This is a genomic window from Nocardia sp. CNY236 (assembly GCF_000482385.1).
Classification (GTDB): Bacteria; Actinomycetota; Actinomycetes; order Mycobacteriales; family Mycobacteriaceae; genus Nocardia.
The window spans coordinates 184,355-200,668 of record NZ_KI519393.1; the positions used below are offsets into that span (position 1 = coordinate 184,355).

A 16,314-nucleotide genomic window follows, 5' to 3' on the forward strand; every position below is an offset into this window, starting at 1 on the left:
TTCGTCCGGCGCCACGGTGGGGCCGTTGCCACGTTCACAGGGGTCCCGCCTCTGCCAATTCCGCGCCGGTGTCGGGCGGGTCAGCAGGTTTCGAGGTGCGCTCCGGTGGAACCGGTTCCGCACGCCGCTCGCGCTCCACATCGGGATTCCGGGGCGGTGGCGAGTCGACCGATGCAACCGGCGGAGCATCGTTTCCACCCGAAGGCGGGGTCTCGTTTCGCTGCGCCGAATCAGCCGTGCCCTGCTCTGCGGTGGGCAAGGTCTCACCTGATTCGTCCGGGTCTGGAACTGGCTGGTCTGGAACAGGCCGACCTGGAACAAGATTGCCCTGGCCGATACCTATCGGTGCGTGGGGAGGCAGCGCCGGCTCACTCCTCGAGATGACCGGCATCCCCTCCTCGTCGAGGTCGAGTTCGAATTCCTGTGACTGTCCTGCCCCGTCGGACAGCACGAGCGTCACCTGGCCATCGGACCCCGACCCGAACGTTGCTCGCTTTCCGCCGATTTCGAACTCGGCCTTCGAGCCACCGAGCCTTTCCTGCTCTGCGAGTAGTCCGTCTGCTCCAGTGTCGTATCGACTGTTCGAATCGAGCACCGCTGCATGCTCTTCCACTGCTCCATCGATTTCGTGTTCGACGGTCGCGCCGAGCGCCGCCGCATCGTCGTCGCTGCTGTGAGCCGAACTCGTTGCCAAAGCCGGCGACCTTCCCGCATCGCCGCCGAACTCGGCCGAACCTTCCAGAGACTGCGTTGGTACCGTCGAAACCGACATCGGCGAGGATGGCGACAACGAAGCCGGCATCGACTCCGCAGGGGTTGTGCTCGACGACCTGCCCGAGGCAGCATCTGCGGACAACCCAACCGAACCCGACCCGAGCCCGTCGATCACATCATCGATCCCGTCGCGGACCATTCCACCGAGGACAGTGATTGCTCGGCCGACCGTCTGTGTGAGACTCGTCGTCGACGAGGGCAATCCATCTCCTCCACGTTCGAGACCGGCCAAGCCGTCCACGAACGGAAGCGACCGACCGAACGGTGTCGACATGGTCGGTGCGGTGGACGCCAGATCAGCGGGAAGCGAACTCGGCACATGGTCGGCCGAGGTCACGAGGGATGACGACCAGCCGGACCTCGTCGGCGCAGCAGGAATCTCGGCACCCTCGTAGCCGGACGTATGCGTGGTCGGCAGCGGCCGCGGGTAGTCCCGTTCGAAAACTGCCGCCAATGCACCGGTCAGATTCTGGTATTGCAACGTGAAATGATCGTCGGTCAGCTGGCAGGCATCCATGTATCGGGACAGCTTCGCTTCGAAATCCTGCTTGAATGGACTACGCAACCACGCATCGACCGTGCCGCGAATCATTTCGCCGTAGGCGTCGGTCAACGACTGTTTGTCACCATCATGGTCACCGAACTCGTCGAGTGCGGGAAAAATCCGGCGCAGGTCGCGGACGTGGCTCCCGCTGATCCAGTCCTGCGCGTGGTGCACCTCGACCAAGACCCGCACATCCGCGGCCGACTTGCCACCGATGGTCACGACCTTCCTGCCGTCTTCCGCATCCTCCAGCAATCCGAGCACGACCTCTGCTTTCGCGCCGACCGCATAGCGCAACGAATTCGCCATCGGGTCGATGGCCTTCCATGCATCCCAGGCGTGTTGCCGGTCCGCCTCGGCCAGCAAGGACTGTTCGTTCAACATGCCGAGGGCAGCCGTCGCGGCGGTTCCCTGCCAGACACCGGGTAGACGACTGGTGTAGCTGCGCTGCGCGCGCCACTGGGTGTCGGCTTCGGTCAGCGCACCTTTCAGCAGCTGCCCGGTGTACTCGAACTTTTCGACTCGCATGCCACGTTGTTCGTCGTACCGCGCCAAGACTGTTTCGAGGTCTTCCGTGCCGCCGAACGCCGCCTGGTACAGCGGCATGAACTCCACCCAGTAGCGCAGTCCGGGGCTGCCTTCGTCCAAGATGGCGTCGATCGTCCTGCCCTGCCAGGAAACGGCCATGGTCCCGACTCCTCGAGGTCGTACTCGCCGGTATCACAACGCATTCGTCCGCGCGGCGCGCTGCCGATCGGTCTTCTCGTAGGCTACGACTGCGACACCGAGCGTGTCGGCCGTCTCGGCGGTGGCGTCACTCCAATTCCGCAGCCACGTGCCGATCCGTTCCAATCCTCGATGCACGGCGGCGGCATGCTGTAGGTAGTTGCGTCCCGCGTCACTGCTGTCGCTGCCGAAAACACCGTCGACAACACGTGCGGCCTGCTGACGAACAGAGTCTGCCGAGCGCCGGTAATCGCTACCCAGCGCAGCGAGTTCGGCCGTGTGAACCCCGACCCTGTCCGACTCGCTCACGAATCCTCCGTCGTCGTTTCCACTCGCGGGTGCGGGCTCGGCCTCATGCCGTTCACCGGCATCCCGATTGCGTTGCGCGGTGGACCTCTACGCGTCTGCCGTGCCGGCGGGTCTATGACCGCAGTGCAGCGGCTGGGAAAGCCACACCGAGGAGGCGAGTCCGGTCAGTTACCGATCCTGCCCTTATCGGTGCGAACCCACTCCGAGGTACCGTCGGGACGACGGTGGAATTCCCATGCGGCATAGTCGCCGTCTTCTTCCACGATCTTGACATGGTCGGCGATGCCATCATGATCGAAGTCGGTCCAGACCTGGACAGTCCCGTCGTTGGTGGTGGTGACGGAGTCGAGGACACCGTCACCATCGATGTCCTGCGTGGGTTGCTGCAGTTCGATCGGGCCCAATCCATTCAGGGACGAGGACGAATCGATGTCGGGGGTATTCAGTCCTGGAAATTCGCCCGACCCGGCCATGTAATTCTCCTCCTCGATGAACTCGTGCGATAGTGCGACACCGCCGAAACGGCCTCACTCCATCCTGACATCCCGGACGACCGGATGCAGCGTGGCAGCTCACTTCGTCGGCATGAGCAGCCACAGCACGAGATAGATCAATACCTGTGGGCCGGGCAATAGGCACGAAACCACGAACAGCAGACGAACGAGATTGGAATTCCAGCCCACGAAATCGGCAATACCACCACACACCCCAGCGACCCACTTGTCGTCGCTCGAGCGAGTGAAACGGCGTTTGGGAGCGCTCATGAGTCTTCTTCCTCCGACGGTGATCACAACATCTCCAGTGTGCCCGTCATCGGTTCGACGACCGACACCGAACTTCGAGAAGCTCTCGAATACTGTCGGGCGCTGCCGCCTCACCCGCCTTCCCCTCGGGCGCCGCCCCTATACGGAAGCAACCCGCTTCGCGAGAACGTCGGCCAATTGCCGTGCCTGCACCGGGTCGGTGGCCTCCACCATGACTCGCACCAGTTCTTCGGTTCCACTGGGCCGCAGCAGAATCCGTCCGGAGTCGGCGAGAATTCGCTCGGCTTCCAACACGGCCTCGCGTACTTCGGGAGCCTGCGCTACCAGAGACTTGTCACTGACCGGAACATTCACCAATACCTGCGGCACAGTTTCCATGACGGCGGCCAGGTCGGCCAGCGACCGCCCGGTCCCAGCCATCCGAGCCATCAGGCGTAGACCGGTCAGGATTCCGTCACCAGTCGTTCCATATCGCGGAAGAACCAGATGCCCCGACTGCTCCCCACCCAGCGTGAAACCGCCCCGCCGAAGCTCTTCGAGGACATAGCGATCACCGACAGATGTGGTGCGCACAGTGATTCCGGCCGCACGCATGGCAATGTGCAAACCGAGGTTGCTCATCACAGTGGCGACCAGGGTGGCATCGGCCAACTCTCCTGCCTCGTGCATCGCAATCGCCAGAATCGCCATGATCCGGTCGCCGTCGACAAGGCTCCCGTCCGCTGCGACGGCCAGGCAACGGTCGGCATCACCGTCGTGCGCGAGCCCCAGGTCGGCTCCGTGCTCCACGACTGCGGACCGGACCTGGTCCACATGGGTCGAACCACAGCCGTCATTGATGTTGAGGCCGTTCGGCTCGGCGTTGAGGGCGATGACCGTCGCCCCGGCCGCTCGATAGGCGACCGGCGCAACCTCGGCCGCGGCGCCGTGCGCGCAATCGACCACGACGGTCAGTCCGGACAGATCCTGTCCCGTCGCCGCGATCACGTGCTCCACGTAACGCTCATGGCTATGGGCGAGACCATATCGACCCGGAATCACCGATCCGTTGTGTGCATTCGACGCGCCGCGCACCCGTCCGATGCGCGCGCCGGTCGGACGCCACGGCGTATCGCGAGCAACGAGCGCCTCGATTCGATCTTCCACCGAGTCGTCGAGCTTGTGTCCACCAGCTGCGAAGATCTTGATCCCGTTATCCGGCATCGGGTTGTGCGACGCCGAGATCATCACGCCCATGCAGGCGTCGTACATCTCGGTGAGATAGGCGACAGCCGGGGTGGGCAGCACCCCGACCAAGAGCACATCCACTCCCGCGGCAGTCAACCCGGCCGTGACGGCGGCCTCCAGCATCTCCCCACTGGCTCGCGGATCCCGACCGACCACTGCGAGTGCGCGCTGCTCACCGGCGGGCGAGCTGTGTGAGCCACTCAAGATTTGCGCTGCCGCGCCGGATACGCGCAATGCGCATTCCGGACTCAAGGACTCATTGGCGATACCACGGATTCCGTCGGTGCCGAACAAGCGGCCCATACCTCACCCCTTATCGGTGGATCTGCGGTGCGGGTGACAGGAATGGAAGCGGGAGGCCGGTGTGCCCATGCTCAGCCCTGCGCACCTGCCGGCCCGCATGGCACGACGACAGGCACTGGCTGGCGGGCTTGCTCTCGCCCGCCGCGGCAGTGACCCTACCGCACCAGGTGCGGCCCGCCTCCGTGCCCGTACCACCGCGGCCGCCGTCGCAACCGCGGACACGGTGGTCGATAGGTGGCGAAATCAGCGCTTCGAGTACTGCGGCGCCTTGCGCGCCTTCTTCAGGCCGTACTTCTTGCGCTCGGTGGCACGCGGATCACGTGTCAGGAAGCCGGCGCGCTTCAGCGCGGGGCGGTCTTCAGGGGTGACCTCGATCAGCGCGCGGGCAATAGCCAGCCGCAGGGCTCCCGCTTGGCCCGACGGACCCCCACCGACCAGGCGGGCATGCACGTCGAAGGCCTCGCTGCGCTCGACGGTCACCAGCGGTGACCTGACCAACTGCTGATGCACCTTGTTCGGGAAGTAGTCCTCGATGGTGCGGCCGTTGAGCACGAAATTTCCGGTACCCGGCACCAAACGCACCCGAACGACGGCCTCTTTCCGACGGCCGACGGTCTGCACCGGACGATCGATCACGTGGTGGCCGTAGGATGCCGGCGCCTCGGCCTCTTCGTAGCCCGCACCGTCCTCGACGGCCTCGACGGCCTCGAATCCTTCGGCGTAGTCCTCGTTGAATTCCTCAGGAGCGGTCACTGGGCCACCTGCTTGATCTCGAACGGAATGGGCTGTTGGGCGGCATGCGGGTGCGTCGGTCCGCGGTAGACCTTCAGCTTGCCCACGATCGCATTGCCGAGCTTGTTCTTCGGGATCATGCCTTTGATGGCCTTCTCGACGAGCCGATCGGGACGACTGTCCAACACCTCGCCAACGGTGCGAGACCTGAGACCACCCGGATGTCCGGAGTGATGGTGGATCAGCTTGTCCTGCCGCTTGTTGCCGCTGATGGCGACCTTGTCGGCGTTGACGATGATGACGAAGTCGCCACCATCGACATTCGGAGCGTAGGTCGGCTTCGCCTTGCCACGCAGCAGATTCGCTGCCTGGACGGCAAGGCGGCCGAGCACTACGTCAGTGGCGTCGATGACGTACCACTGGCGGGTCACGTCACCCGCCTTGGGGCTGTACGTAGGCACAGTGCTTCCCTGTCTGTCGTCGGTGTTGCCAGCCGAGCGTGTGGTCGAGGTGCCCCCGGCGGCCGGTGGAGACCCGAGGCTCGGCGAACGGTCGGTCGATCGACAAACGATCAGTCGGCCGTACCACACGCCAGCCAGCCAGAGTACCAGCACGGATGCGTACGCACACAGACCCGTCAGATCTCGGTCGGCGGCCCGGGATCATTGGCACCAGGCGCCCCGGGGATGGAGTAGTGCAAGGTATCCATTTCAGCCTTCGCGCAGTCCGCTCGGCCACCAGCAACCGACTGGTTCCTCCGGGCGGCGGCGACACCCGGCTCGGACCCGTCGATGACATACGGAACGATCGGACAGGCTCCCACCCCAAGAGTTGCGAACGCAACCGGTCCGGCCACGACCTCTGCCTCGCCGACGACGGCTCGCGAGTCGAGGCCGACCGATCGCGCGGCGAACTCCATGCGATCGGAGCCGCCGGCGGCAAGCGCGACCAGGGCCAGCGCGAGCGTGCCGACAACGGCATTGGCACCGAACAAGTTACCTGTCATTTTGTTCCAGAACCTGCCCTTTCCAGGCGGTTCGCCGAAATGGTCGGGCTCGGCGCCCGCCTCCGGCCCGCGCCGCTGGCTTCGGTCGCCACCGGGATACGACTGGCTGTGGTGGGACACCGTCCGGGGTCCGAATCCTGGATCGAACGGCGAGGCAACCTGTCCGGGAAGCGGCCCCGCAGTGCCCGAAACACCAGATTGTGGACGGTCGAACACGCTGGCCTGCTGTTCGTCCGATACCGGCGGCGGCCGAGTGAAGCGACTGCCCAACTCGGCCGTGTTCGGTGGGAGCCCACGCATCGCGTCATGGTCACCCGCCCCGCGGGTCACGTCGTCGGGTGGGGCAGGATGTCCCGGGCCGTCCCGGCGCGGAGCGGGCCGGGACGGCGGCGGGTTCACCGCGCCACCGCGGTCCGCTCGAGGGCGGCCCACGGTCTCGGTCGGCTGAGCGGCCGGACCCGACGGGTATTCCGGGTGCGGAACATCGGCCTGCTCCGCTTCGGCGGCTTCTAGATCGCTCACCAGTAAGTGCACCGCGCCGAGCACGAGCGCATGCATGGGGTGGTCGGCCACCCGTAGCCGATGCCCGAGGTGGTTCTGGAAAGCCAACCGGAGCGCGTCGTTGAATCGCGCACTACCCGACAACAGCACTGTCGAAGTGTCCGCACCGATCGAACGCGCCGCTGCCATCACCTCGATCACGACATTGTCCGCAGAGCGAGCATCACGCATGCCCTCGATGTCGACCGGAACGTCGACCGACTCGGTGGGCTGCTCGTCGTCGCCGTGCACCGCGACCACCAGCATGCCGCGGCCATCGGAATGTACGCCCGTCGCGCCGATCCCGCGCGGGCTGGTACGACTTGGTGGCGCCACCAATCCGAGCGCACGCACATAACCCGACAGGGCAACGCTCTCGGGCAGCGGCTCGACGACGACATCGAGCTGTTCCAGCATGGCGGCATACATTTCCACCTTCGCATCCGGCCAGTTGTCCGGGAAGGGCAGTGCCACCAGGTCCGGTTTGCCGCGAAGGTGCTTGCCGATCTCCGCGAGTGGGTTGTACAACCGCGCTCGAAACACCAGTTCGGCAGGCCATGTCGCGCCTGCGACCACGATGTGCGGATGCCCCAGGATGTCGCGCACATCGGCGATCGCCAGTCCCAGGTCGGGCCGATTGCGTTCCACACCGGTCGTGTGCAACCTGCCCGACGAATCCGCCAAGAGATAGGCCGGCGGCGTCCACATACCTTCCACCTGCACCGGGCGGAGCGGGATACCCCCGCCACCCGCAGCCACGGACAGCACATCCCAACCCAGATGCACTGCGCCTACTCGCACCGTCACAGGCATAAGTGTGCCCGCTTCGCAAGAGAGATGCTCGCCGGTGTGGTCGGGCCTCGGTGAGCATCGTCGACCTGCGCCCGGACGTGCGCGGCCGACCGAGAGTGCATCGCGACGCTGGTCTCATGGCGCTCGGTCCTGATCTGCGCCCCCGGTGAAGACATGCAGCGGATACTATGCCATCGACCGGACAGCGGCGGCGCCCGTGACTCGCCACAGCGCACCGAATCCGGTTACCGTCGTTGCGCGAACCGGCCGAGGAGGGGGAGCTGTGCCGAAGGTCCGTACACCTGTGTTCGTTACGGCACTCGTAGGCGCACTGCTGTTGGTCGGCGGCTGTGCTCAGCACGTGGACAGTACAGCGATTTCGATCTACGACGATCCGTTCAAGGTCGCCGGACTGCCCATGACCAGCGGACCGAGTGGGCCTCGCAGCAATGTCCCCGACAGCACTCTCACCGCTGTCAACGGCGATGGTGGCGCGGTCGATACATTGGCGCTCAATGCCGTCGACGACATTCAAAACTACTGGCGAGGCGTCTTCCCCGAGGCATTTCAGAAGAACTTCGAACCGGTCGACCGACTGCTGTCGTGGAGCGCAACCGCCCCCCGCGCCACGGCCGTGGAGTTTTGCGGGCAGACCACCCGTCGACTGGTCAATGCCGCCTATTGCCCAGTGGACAACTCGATCGGATGGGATCGATCGATTCTGCTCCCCGCCATGGAGAAAACCTTCGGGAAAATGGCCGTGGTGATGGTACTCGCCCACGAGTACGGGCACGCTGTACACACCTTGTCGCAGATCAGCGGGCGGCGCGATCCGGGGATCGTCAAAGAGCAGCAAGCGGATTGTCTTGCCGGGGCATTCATTCGCCACGTCGCCGAGGGCAAAGCCGAACACTTCACGATCAATACCTCCGAAGGTCTCAACTCGGTTCTCGCGGCCAGCGTCGCCTTGCGCGACTCCGATCCCGACGATCCGGCAAACGTGCACGGCTCCGCCTTCGAACGCGTCACCGCAGTGCAGATCGGTTTCACCGACGGTCCCACAGGGTGTGCGGGGATCGACGAGGACGAAATCGACCAGCGTCGGGCAAATCTGCCGCAGAGTTTCCGCGACGACGGCGGTCGGGGCGAGTTCCCGATCACTCGGGAATCCTTGGCCGAACTCACCAAAGCGCTTCATGCCATCCTGCCGGCCGGCGACGAACCCTCCTACGACTACTCCGGTAACAACCGCGAATGCGCCAACGGCGTCGTCACGAAGCCGGTCTCGTATTGCCCGGACACGAACACCATCACGACCGACGTACCCCGCCTTGCCGAACGAGGAGTCGTCGAGATCGATGGCAGCGACCTGTTGCCGGTCGAGGTGACCGGCGACTACAACGGCTACATCGTATTCGTGTCTCGATATACGCTGGCGGTACAACACAGTCGTGGACAGGACCTGTCCGGCGCCAAGACCGGATTGCAGGCGGCCTGCCTTTCCGGCGTGATCACCAGCGAGCTCGCGGAATCCGATCGCCCGATCAGCCAAGGCGATATCAGACTTTCCGCAGGCGATCTCGACGAGGCGGTTTCCGGACTACTGACCGACGGACTCGCGGCCAGCGACGTTCGAGGCCAAACGGTACGCAGCGGCTTCTCTCGGATCGACGCGTTTCGTGCGGGCGTCATCAATGGCGAACAGGCATGCATGTCGCGATATTCGTGACCGAGTACGAACTGCAATCCTCTGGTAGCGATAGGCATTGGGGTTCGGTAAGGTATATCGCAGCCAGCCCGCTCGCTGTCGTCACCATAGCGAGCAGGGGGAAGGAGGGGAACTGAGCGCTGGCGTCACCGGTCGTGCACACCTGCCGCACCATGGCCTTGCGAGCAGGGCGACCGCACCATGGCCTTGCGAGCAGGGCGACCGCACCATGGCCTTGCGAGCAGGCCGACCGCACCATGGCCTTGCGAGCAGGCCGATGTGTAGCCACCCAGAGAAGGGACGGGCCGGAAACGGGGTGGGGGTGGCTGATCCCTCGGGACACTACCGACTCCTTTGAGGCACTACACGACTCGAAGGGTACTGCCGAACTTTTCTCGGGCGTTGTGGAACCGATCAGGCCCACCTTGCGTCCAATCAGATATCCAGGCCAACCAAGGCTTACAAGCCAGCCAAGGCTTCTGCCACTGGCCGAAACGGGAACCGAAAGGAGCCGAAATGGCGGGACAGCTCGAAGCGAGCGAAGAGGCGATCTCGAACTTCGTCAACAATTGCCGTCAGCGACACCAGGATCTGCAGACTGCGATCATCGCACTGAACAACAAGTCCGACCAGACGACCGCGACCTGGAGTGGTGCGGCGCGTCAAGCGTTCGACACGTTCATGGACAGCTACTTCGCCCAGGCGCGGAAGCTGAACGACCAACTGGATCAGACCTCGGACAACCTCGCTCACGCGGGCCGCAAATTCGCCGAGCAAGACCAGCAGTTCGCCCAGCAGGTGACCGCACAGGTCTCCAGCCTGAATCTCCCCTGATCCTGCTGCCGAACCACAGACAACAAGGAGCTCTCTATGGTAGCGAACGACCCCGGTAGGATTGCCTCCAACTTCGGCGAAGTCGAAGCGGGCGCACAGGCGATTGTGGGCGAGGCCCGCAACGTCATGGGTATGCTCGAGGACTTCCACAGGCAGGTTACCGACTTCGTCACCAACTACTGGAAGGGCGACGCAAACGATGCGTTCGCGTCGTTGCAGGCCCAGTGGAACGGACAGATCACCCAGCTGAACACCACGCTCGAGAGCGCAGGCAAGCTGGTGAGCAGCGGCAACTCCGACCTCCAGAGCACCGACACCACTCTGGCGGGTCTGTTCTGAGTCCCTGTCGACAACCCGTCGACCTCGGCTGCTCTACGGCGAGCGCCGCACCAAGACGCTCGGTCAGGATTCCTGGCCGAGCGTTTTGGCTACCACGGCAAACGAAACGCATGGACAATGCATTGGGCGATATGTCGGCAGCGCCACACTACACGTCGTTGCACAGCACACGATTCCGACCCAGGGAACAACGCCGAACTAGAAAACAATGCGAACTAGGGAACAATGTCGACCGAGTCTCCGAAACGCGCGCATACGTCCTCTAGATCTCGCCAACCCTCATCGACGTATTGACAACCAACGCTCACCTGAATGCCGGACTCCACCATCACATACCAGTGAACTATCGAGCCGTCACCGGGGCGTTCGACGTAGGCCAGACCATGACGCCCTCCGAATGCCACATCACGGCGCAGTCCGGTCACAGGCCCTGTCGGACGCCGGGCGATCTGCGCCTCCAGGTCGGCCGCGACCTGCGCGTGGCCCGAACCCGCGGAAAGCGTGGACTGCTTCACCGTAATACGTTGTCGTACAGCATCTTCAGGCGACAAATCGACACGTGTACGACCTTCCTGTGATGTCGATGCGATACGCCACCCCGATGGGACACGAAAACGGATGCGCCCGAACGTTTCCACGGGATCGGTAGTCGTGGTATCGGTGAGCGACTCGGTTGTGTTTGCAGTGGCCGTAGCGGTGCTGGGCAGCGCTGCGGCGCCGTCCTCCCGATTGCTCCACATGGCGCCGGTGGCCACCACGAGACACACCGCCAACAACGCAATACCTGCCGCGAGTACGGCACGAGTTCCACCGCGGCCCCAAGTCCGTGCCGCGGTGCGGTCCCGTCGTGGTCGCGCCCGCTCGGTGCGGGGACGAGATGGAGACGGATCCGACGTACGGGGTTGCGCCACGCGGCGTTGGGCGAGATCGGCGCCGTCGATCCGACGCAACTGCACGACGGTGTCGACGACCTGTGCTATTGCCTCCTGGACGAGGTCGAGCTTCGCCGAATCCAGCACACCGACCACATGCGCACCATCGATCGCTCGGCCATTCCGCAGCCGATCGACGAGAGCGCACAAGGCACGGAATCCACTCGAAGCGGGAACGATGTCTACAAGCGCGAGCGTGGGTTCGTACTCACACGATTCGATGTGCACACCGCGATGGCTTCGAACGACAATGGAGGCGGTGGTGGTCAGTGCCCCGAACTCCAGTACCAGCGTGCGCTGATTGTGGCGGGTGCGCTCGTCAGCCTCGACCGCACGGACCCCGATCTCGTGAAACACCACGTCCGTCGCGAAGCGTGCCGCCGCCCGACGGAGCACGTTCTGCCGGGCAGCGCCCCACTCGGTGGGACAGATGAGGGTTAACCTCTCGCACGGAGCCGCAACCCGCAGATTGTCCAGCACAGTAGCGAAGACAGCGGCCATCGCGTCGACCACCGTGGGGATTCGGGGCGCTAGTGCGATGGCATCGGCGTGAAGGAATTGAACGACCGATCCAGTCGGCGTGTCCGGACTCGGCGGTCGCCCCACGACCAGATCGACACCATTGCTGCCCACCATGATCGACGGCGGGAGTTCCCAGTGTGTTGTCGCTCCACGAGCCCAGATCCGCGCCTCGGTGACGACCAACTCGACCTGGGACATCAGGGTGGGGGCATCCACGCCGTCTGCACCAGACCCTCTGATTTGCGAGTGACGTAGGTGCCGCGGCCAGCAGGCAAGGGACTGGGGCGGGTGGTGCCCAACAGCACTCCTTCCTCCTTGTTACAGCTCAGTATCAGTCCGGCCGAACTCTGATCTTTCATCCTGGCCAATGTCGCCTCGAACATGCCCCTACTGGCGCCACCCGAGCGGCGGGCAACGATGAGATGGAACCCCACGTCCCGGGCCTGCGGAAGGTGTTCGAGCAGCGCCTGCACCGGGTTGCCTGCCGATGTCGCGACCAGATCGTAGTCGTCGACGATGACATACAGTTCCGGACCACTCCACCACGAGCGATCTTTGAGTTGCTGAGGGGTGACGTCCTGTCCGGGAGTACGCCTGTCGAGATAGGCGGCCAGATCGTTCATGTTCTGAGTGAACTGTGGGGCCGTCGAGCCGTAACCGGCGAGGTACTCCTCGGGTACCAGACCGAGCAATGTGCGCCGGTAGTCGCCGATGATGAAGCGGGCCTGGTCCGGGGTGTTGGCTGCGGCGATTCCCTCGATCAAGGAACGCAGCAGTGTCGTCTTCCCCGACTCGGTGTCGCCGATGATGATCAGGTGCGGACTCACGACGAAATCGATGTACACCGGCGCCAATTCGGATTCGTTGATACCGAATGGAATCCGCAGACACCTGGTGTTCCGGTCCTCCTGAGACGGCCAGTCTCCTGCCAGCCGCAACAATTGTTCGCGCGGCAGTCGATCGGGCAGCATGCGAACTTGTGGCGCGGGGCGTCCGGGGGTCAGCCTGGCAATGGTCGCGACGGCATCGCCTACCGCCTGCCCCAGGGTGTTCTGGTCGACACTGCCATCGATGCGCGGAAGACCGGTCAGCATATGCAAGCCCTCCGGAGTCATGCCGCGGCCCGGTTTGCCCTGAGGAACCAGAGAAGCGAACTTCCGCCCTAGATCGGAATCCATCGGATCACCCAGGCGCAGCTCGATTCTGGTGCCGATCTGGTCCTTGAGCGCCGGCCGCGCCTCGGCCCAGCGCGCCAGTGTGATGATCACATGCACGCCATAGGACAGTCCCTGTACGGCGAGGTTCTGGACCACCTGCTCGAGCATCTCGAAATCCTGGCGAATCGAACCGAAGCCGTCGATCACGAGGAACGCGTCGCCGAATGGATCCTCGTGTGCTCCGGCTGCAGCCGGACTACTGGCCGGATCCGTCGAGCGCAACCTGCGGAACTCGGTCATCGACTCGATGCCCAACTGCCGGAACCGCGCCTCACGCTGTCGAACAATTGTGGTCATCTCGGCAACGGTGCGCCGGACCTGGTCTTCGTCCAACCGGCTGGCCACCGAACCGACGTGCGGGAGCCCTTGCAGGCCGGCCAGGGTTCCACCACCGAAATCGAGACAATAGAACTGCACCTGTTCGGCAGTGTGAGTCATCGACATCGCCATGACCAGCGTTCGTAGCGCAGTCGACTTGCCCGACTGTGGGCCGCCGACGATGGCGACGTTGCCACGGGCACCGGACAAGTCCACGACCATCGGATCTCGACGTTGATCATAGGGCCGGTCGACAATGCCGATCGGCGCGCGCAGCGTAGCCACCGAAGAATAGTCGCCGGTGAGCACCGAACGCGGAACGAGGTGATCCAGCGTCGGGGCCTCGTCCAGCGGCGGCAACCAGATCTCGTGGGCCGGCCGCCCGTGCTCGCGGATTCGGGAAACCAGCATGTCCAGATTGGACACCTGTTCGCCGTCGTCGTCGTGCTGCTCGGGCTCCGCGCTGGGTTCGGGCGCCAGCGGCAGGAGGTCCGCTCGGCGGAAGTCGACCTGCGTCGCAGCGAACGGCCGTACCTCGACGTCGATCTCGCCGGACTCGGTGGCGACGGTGATGTCACGCTGCGAGCCACCGCCGGTATAGCGACCGGATACATAGGACGCCTGAAAGCGTTGGATCTCCCCGGAGTTCGACTTCAGATAGCCGCCACCGGGACTGTTCGGCAAGTTGTAGGCATCCGGCACGCCGAGAACTTGTCGGGATTCGTTGGCGGAAAACGTCTTCAGACCGATCCGATAGGACAGGTGGCTCTCGAGCCCCTTGAGCTTGCCTTCCTCCAGGCGCTGAGAAGCCAAGAGCAGGTGCACGTGCAGCGAGCGCCCGAGACGACCGATCATGACGAACAGCTCCGCGAAATCCGGGTGCTGGGTCAGCAGTTCGGAGAACTCGTCGAGCACGACGAACAAGGCAGGCAAGGGATCGAGATCGGCGCCGGCTGCCCGGGCCTTCTCGTACTCGGAGACGTTCGCGAAGTTGCCTGCCGCCCGCAATACCTCCTGTCGCCGGTTCATCTCACCCCTGAGAGCATCCTTCATCCGATCGACGAGGTCCGCCTCTTCTTCCAGGTTGGTGATGATCGCCGCAACGTGTGGCACCGAATCGAGCCCGAGGAATGTCGCGCCGCCTTTGAAGTCGACCAGCACCAGATTCAGCTGATCGGGTGAATGGGTGGCGAGCAGGCTGAGGACCAACGTACGCAGGAACTCGGACTTGCCGGAACCGGTGGCGCCGATGCACAGTCCGTGCGGACCCATGCCGGCCTCGGCGGCCTCCTTGATGTCCAGTTCCACGGGGAGCCCGTCGGCGCCGACGCCGAAGGGGACTCGCAGACGTTCGCGGCCGTAGCGTGGTCGCCAGGCGTGCTCGGGATTGAAGCTACCGATGTCGCCCAAGTTCATCATTTGGGCCCAACTCGAGATCACCTCGGAATCGGCGGTCTCGGTATCACTACTGCGCTGAGTCGCCGCACGGTACGGCGCAAGTCGACGCGCCACCTGCTGCGCTTGCTGCGTACTGATTCGGTCGATCGATGCGAAACGTTCATGGTTTCCGGTTGCGCCGCGACCGAGGCATTCACCGTTCTCCACGATCATCTTGATGCCGCGAGAGGCAGCCAGGCGGGGCGCGTAGCCGCACAGGTCGATGACGGTGACGCCCTCGTAGCCCGATTCCCGCAGCTGATCGTCTTCGGCCTCGAGCAACCCTCCATCGACCACGATGACGATATGCACGATATTGGCGTTCGCCGGCTGATTGCGCGAGTACCGCACCCGATTGCCGAGCAGTGGCTGTAGGCCGGCCATGGCCTCTCGGATCGACCCGTAGAACATACGCTGCGTCCCGATACCGTCCTGAGCATCGGGATGCTGGCTGTGGGGTAGCCACTTGATCCACTCCCACTCCGAGGCGGTGTCCGGACCGCAGACCACTGCGACGAGCACTTGGTCCGGCGCCTGGAACAGAGCCAACTGCAACAACATCGCGCGTGTCATTTCCCGCGCCTCGGCGCGGTCGCCGTCCAACGCAATAGTGGCGAAACCCTTGACAGCGACTGCGGTCGGTAGGTCGGGGACGGTCGAATGGGCACGCACGAATCGACGCAACGACACCGCGGCGATCGGCTCGAGTTCCTCGACCGGGCCGGTTTCCGGGGCGACCAGTCTGGTCGCCAGTCGCTGACTGCCGATGCCGATGCGCGCGTGGCAGAAGTCCCGGTCGCCGGCCCGACGTTCCCACATGCGGCTGGTTCCGGCGAGCATCCAGATCAAGCCCGGTTCCGGGTGGCTCCATTCCATCGATGCGCGCTGCTGGAGCGCGGTCTCGTCGATGTCCTTGCGGACCTGATCGAGGTAGCGCAAATAGTCCTTGCGATCCTCGTTGGCCTCCGCCGCCTTCTGGCCCTTGCCACCACCTTGGCCGGCGAACATGCCGACCATGGAGAACACCATCATGAGCGGGAACATCATGGTCATCGGGTTGGTGGCGATGCCGCCGCCTCGGGTGAACAGCAACGCCATCATGCCGAGCATTCCGATGATCATCACGACCGGCATCAGCTTCATGAACAGGTTGCCCGGCGTCACCCGAGGAATTTCGGGGGGTGGTTGCAGTGTCACCTCGCCGCCGGGCGTACGAGGTATCTCACGGCGCGCACGGCGCTGGAAGCGAACAGTGCTCATCGACGAGAATCCCCCTTCGGCACGCTGCGA

13 protein-coding genes are annotated in these 16,314 nt (G+C 64.2%); 3 read left to right on the top strand and 10 right to left on the bottom strand.

The window, feature by feature from the left end:
- Nucleotides 1-34: 34 nt before the first annotated feature.
- From K940_RS0122440 to K940_RS33795, 8 genes are all read right to left on the bottom strand, one after another.
- On the bottom strand, nucleotides 35-2,005 hold the full coding sequence (locus tag K940_RS0122440) for a hypothetical protein (RefSeq protein WP_028479303.1): 1,971 nt from the start codon (nucleotides 2,003-2,005) through the stop codon (nucleotides 35-37).
- A 33-nt stretch (nucleotides 2,006-2,038) separates the two neighbouring features.
- Nucleotides 2,039-2,353 (bottom strand): type VII secretion target, encoded by a 315-nt coding sequence (locus tag K940_RS29955; RefSeq protein WP_036529876.1) that lies wholly within the window; start codon nucleotides 2,351-2,353, stop codon nucleotides 2,039-2,041.
- A gap of 164 nt (nucleotides 2,354-2,517) precedes the next feature.
- On the bottom strand, nucleotides 2,518-2,826 hold the full coding sequence (locus tag K940_RS0122450) for a DUF6802 family protein (protein ID WP_028479304.1): 309 nt from the start codon (nucleotides 2,824-2,826) through the stop codon (nucleotides 2,518-2,520).
- Nucleotides 2,827-2,925: 99 nt separating this feature from the next.
- On the bottom strand, nucleotides 2,926-3,117 hold the full coding sequence (locus K940_RS0122455) for a PspC domain-containing protein (protein ID WP_028479305.1): 192 nt from the start codon (nucleotides 3,115-3,117) through the stop codon (nucleotides 2,926-2,928).
- 138 nt (nucleotides 3,118-3,255) lie between these two features.
- Complete coding sequence (glmM, locus tag K940_RS0122460; RefSeq protein ID WP_028479306.1) at nucleotides 3,256-4,647, bottom strand: phosphoglucosamine mutase; 1,392 nt, start codon at nucleotides 4,645-4,647, stop codon at nucleotides 3,256-3,258.
- 243 nt (nucleotides 4,648-4,890) lie between these two features.
- Nucleotides 4,891-5,400, bottom strand: a complete 510-nt coding sequence (gene rpsI, locus K940_RS0122465) for a 30S ribosomal protein S9 (RefSeq protein WP_028479307.1) — start codon at nucleotides 5,398-5,400, stop codon at nucleotides 4,891-4,893.
- The gene (rplM, locus tag K940_RS0122470; protein ID WP_028479308.1) at nucleotides 5,397-5,840 is read right to left on the bottom strand and encodes a 50S ribosomal protein L13; all 444 of its coding nucleotides are present in this window, start codon (nucleotides 5,838-5,840) and stop codon (nucleotides 5,397-5,399) included. The genes rpsI and rplM overlap by 4 nt, the downstream gene beginning before the upstream one ends.
- Before the next feature lie 176 nt (nucleotides 5,841-6,016).
- Nucleotides 6,017-7,738 carry a hypothetical protein gene (locus K940_RS33795; protein WP_036529879.1) on the bottom strand — a complete coding sequence of 574 codons (1,722 nt, stop codon included), beginning with the start codon at nucleotides 7,736-7,738 and terminating at the stop codon, nucleotides 6,017-6,019.
- Between the two features lie 262 nt (nucleotides 7,739-8,000).
- On the opposite strand from K940_RS33795, the gene K940_RS0122480 reads away from it, so the two are divergent.
- The 3 genes from K940_RS0122480 (at nucleotide 8,001) to K940_RS0122490 (ending at nucleotide 10,598) form a co-directional block, all read left to right on the top strand.
- On the top strand, nucleotides 8,001-9,446 hold the full coding sequence (locus tag K940_RS0122480; RefSeq protein ID WP_051407457.1) for a metallopeptidase: 1,446 nt from the start codon (nucleotides 8,001-8,003) through the stop codon (nucleotides 9,444-9,446).
- A gap of 495 nt (nucleotides 9,447-9,941) precedes the next feature.
- Nucleotides 9,942-10,259 (top strand): WXG100 family type VII secretion target, encoded by a 318-nt coding sequence (locus K940_RS0122485; RefSeq protein WP_028479311.1) that lies wholly within the window; start codon nucleotides 9,942-9,944, stop codon nucleotides 10,257-10,259.
- A gap of 36 nt (nucleotides 10,260-10,295) precedes the next feature.
- Nucleotides 10,296-10,598: a WXG100 family type VII secretion target gene (locus tag K940_RS0122490; RefSeq protein ID WP_028479312.1), complete on the top strand. Its 303-nt coding sequence runs from the start codon at nucleotides 10,296-10,298 to the stop codon at nucleotides 10,596-10,598.
- A gap of 215 nt (nucleotides 10,599-10,813) precedes the next feature.
- On the opposite strand, the gene K940_RS0122495 is transcribed toward K940_RS0122490, so the two are convergent.
- Both K940_RS0122495 and K940_RS0122500 read right to left on the bottom strand, forming a co-directional pair.
- The gene (locus K940_RS0122495) at nucleotides 10,814-12,268 is read right to left on the bottom strand and encodes a type VII secretion-associated protein (RefSeq protein ID WP_028479313.1); all 1,455 of its coding nucleotides are present in this window, start codon (nucleotides 12,266-12,268) and stop codon (nucleotides 10,814-10,816) included.
- Complete coding sequence (locus tag K940_RS0122500; protein WP_028479314.1) at nucleotides 12,250-16,284, bottom strand: type VII secretion protein EccC; 4,035 nt, start codon at nucleotides 16,282-16,284, stop codon at nucleotides 12,250-12,252. Before K940_RS0122500 ends, K940_RS0122495 begins: the two co-directional genes overlap by 19 nt.
- Nucleotides 16,285-16,314 lie beyond the last annotated feature (30 nt).

Bases quoted from the DNA above. Each gene is read 5' to 3' on its own strand.
- K940_RS0122450 (WP_028479304.1), bottom strand. From the start codon at position 2,826: ATGGCCGGGTCGGGCGAATTTCCAGGACTGAATACCCCCGACATCGAT.
- K940_RS0122485 (WP_028479311.1), top strand. From the start codon at position 9,942: ATGGCGGGACAGCTCGAAGCGAGCGAAGAGGCGATCTCGAACTTCGTC.
- K940_RS0122490 (WP_028479312.1), top strand. From the start codon at position 10,296: ATGGTAGCGAACGACCCCGGTAGGATTGCCTCCAACTTCGGCGAAGTC.
- glmM (WP_028479306.1), bottom strand. From the start codon at position 4,647: ATGGGCCGCTTGTTCGGCACCGACGGAATCCGTGGTATCGCCAATGAG.
- K940_RS0122455 (WP_028479305.1), bottom strand. From the start codon at position 3,117: ATGAGCGCTCCCAAACGCCGTTTCACTCGCTCGAGCGACGACAAGTGG.
- K940_RS33795 (WP_036529879.1), bottom strand. From the start codon at position 7,738: ATGCCTGTGACGGTGCGAGTAGGCGCAGTGCATCTGGGTTGGGATGTG.
- K940_RS0122500 (WP_028479314.1), bottom strand. From the start codon at position 16,284: ATGAGCACTGTTCGCTTCCAGCGCCGTGCGCGCCGTGAGATACCTCGT.
- K940_RS0122440 (WP_028479303.1), bottom strand. From the start codon at position 2,005: ATGGCCGTTTCCTGGCAGGGCAGGACGATCGACGCCATCTTGGACGAA.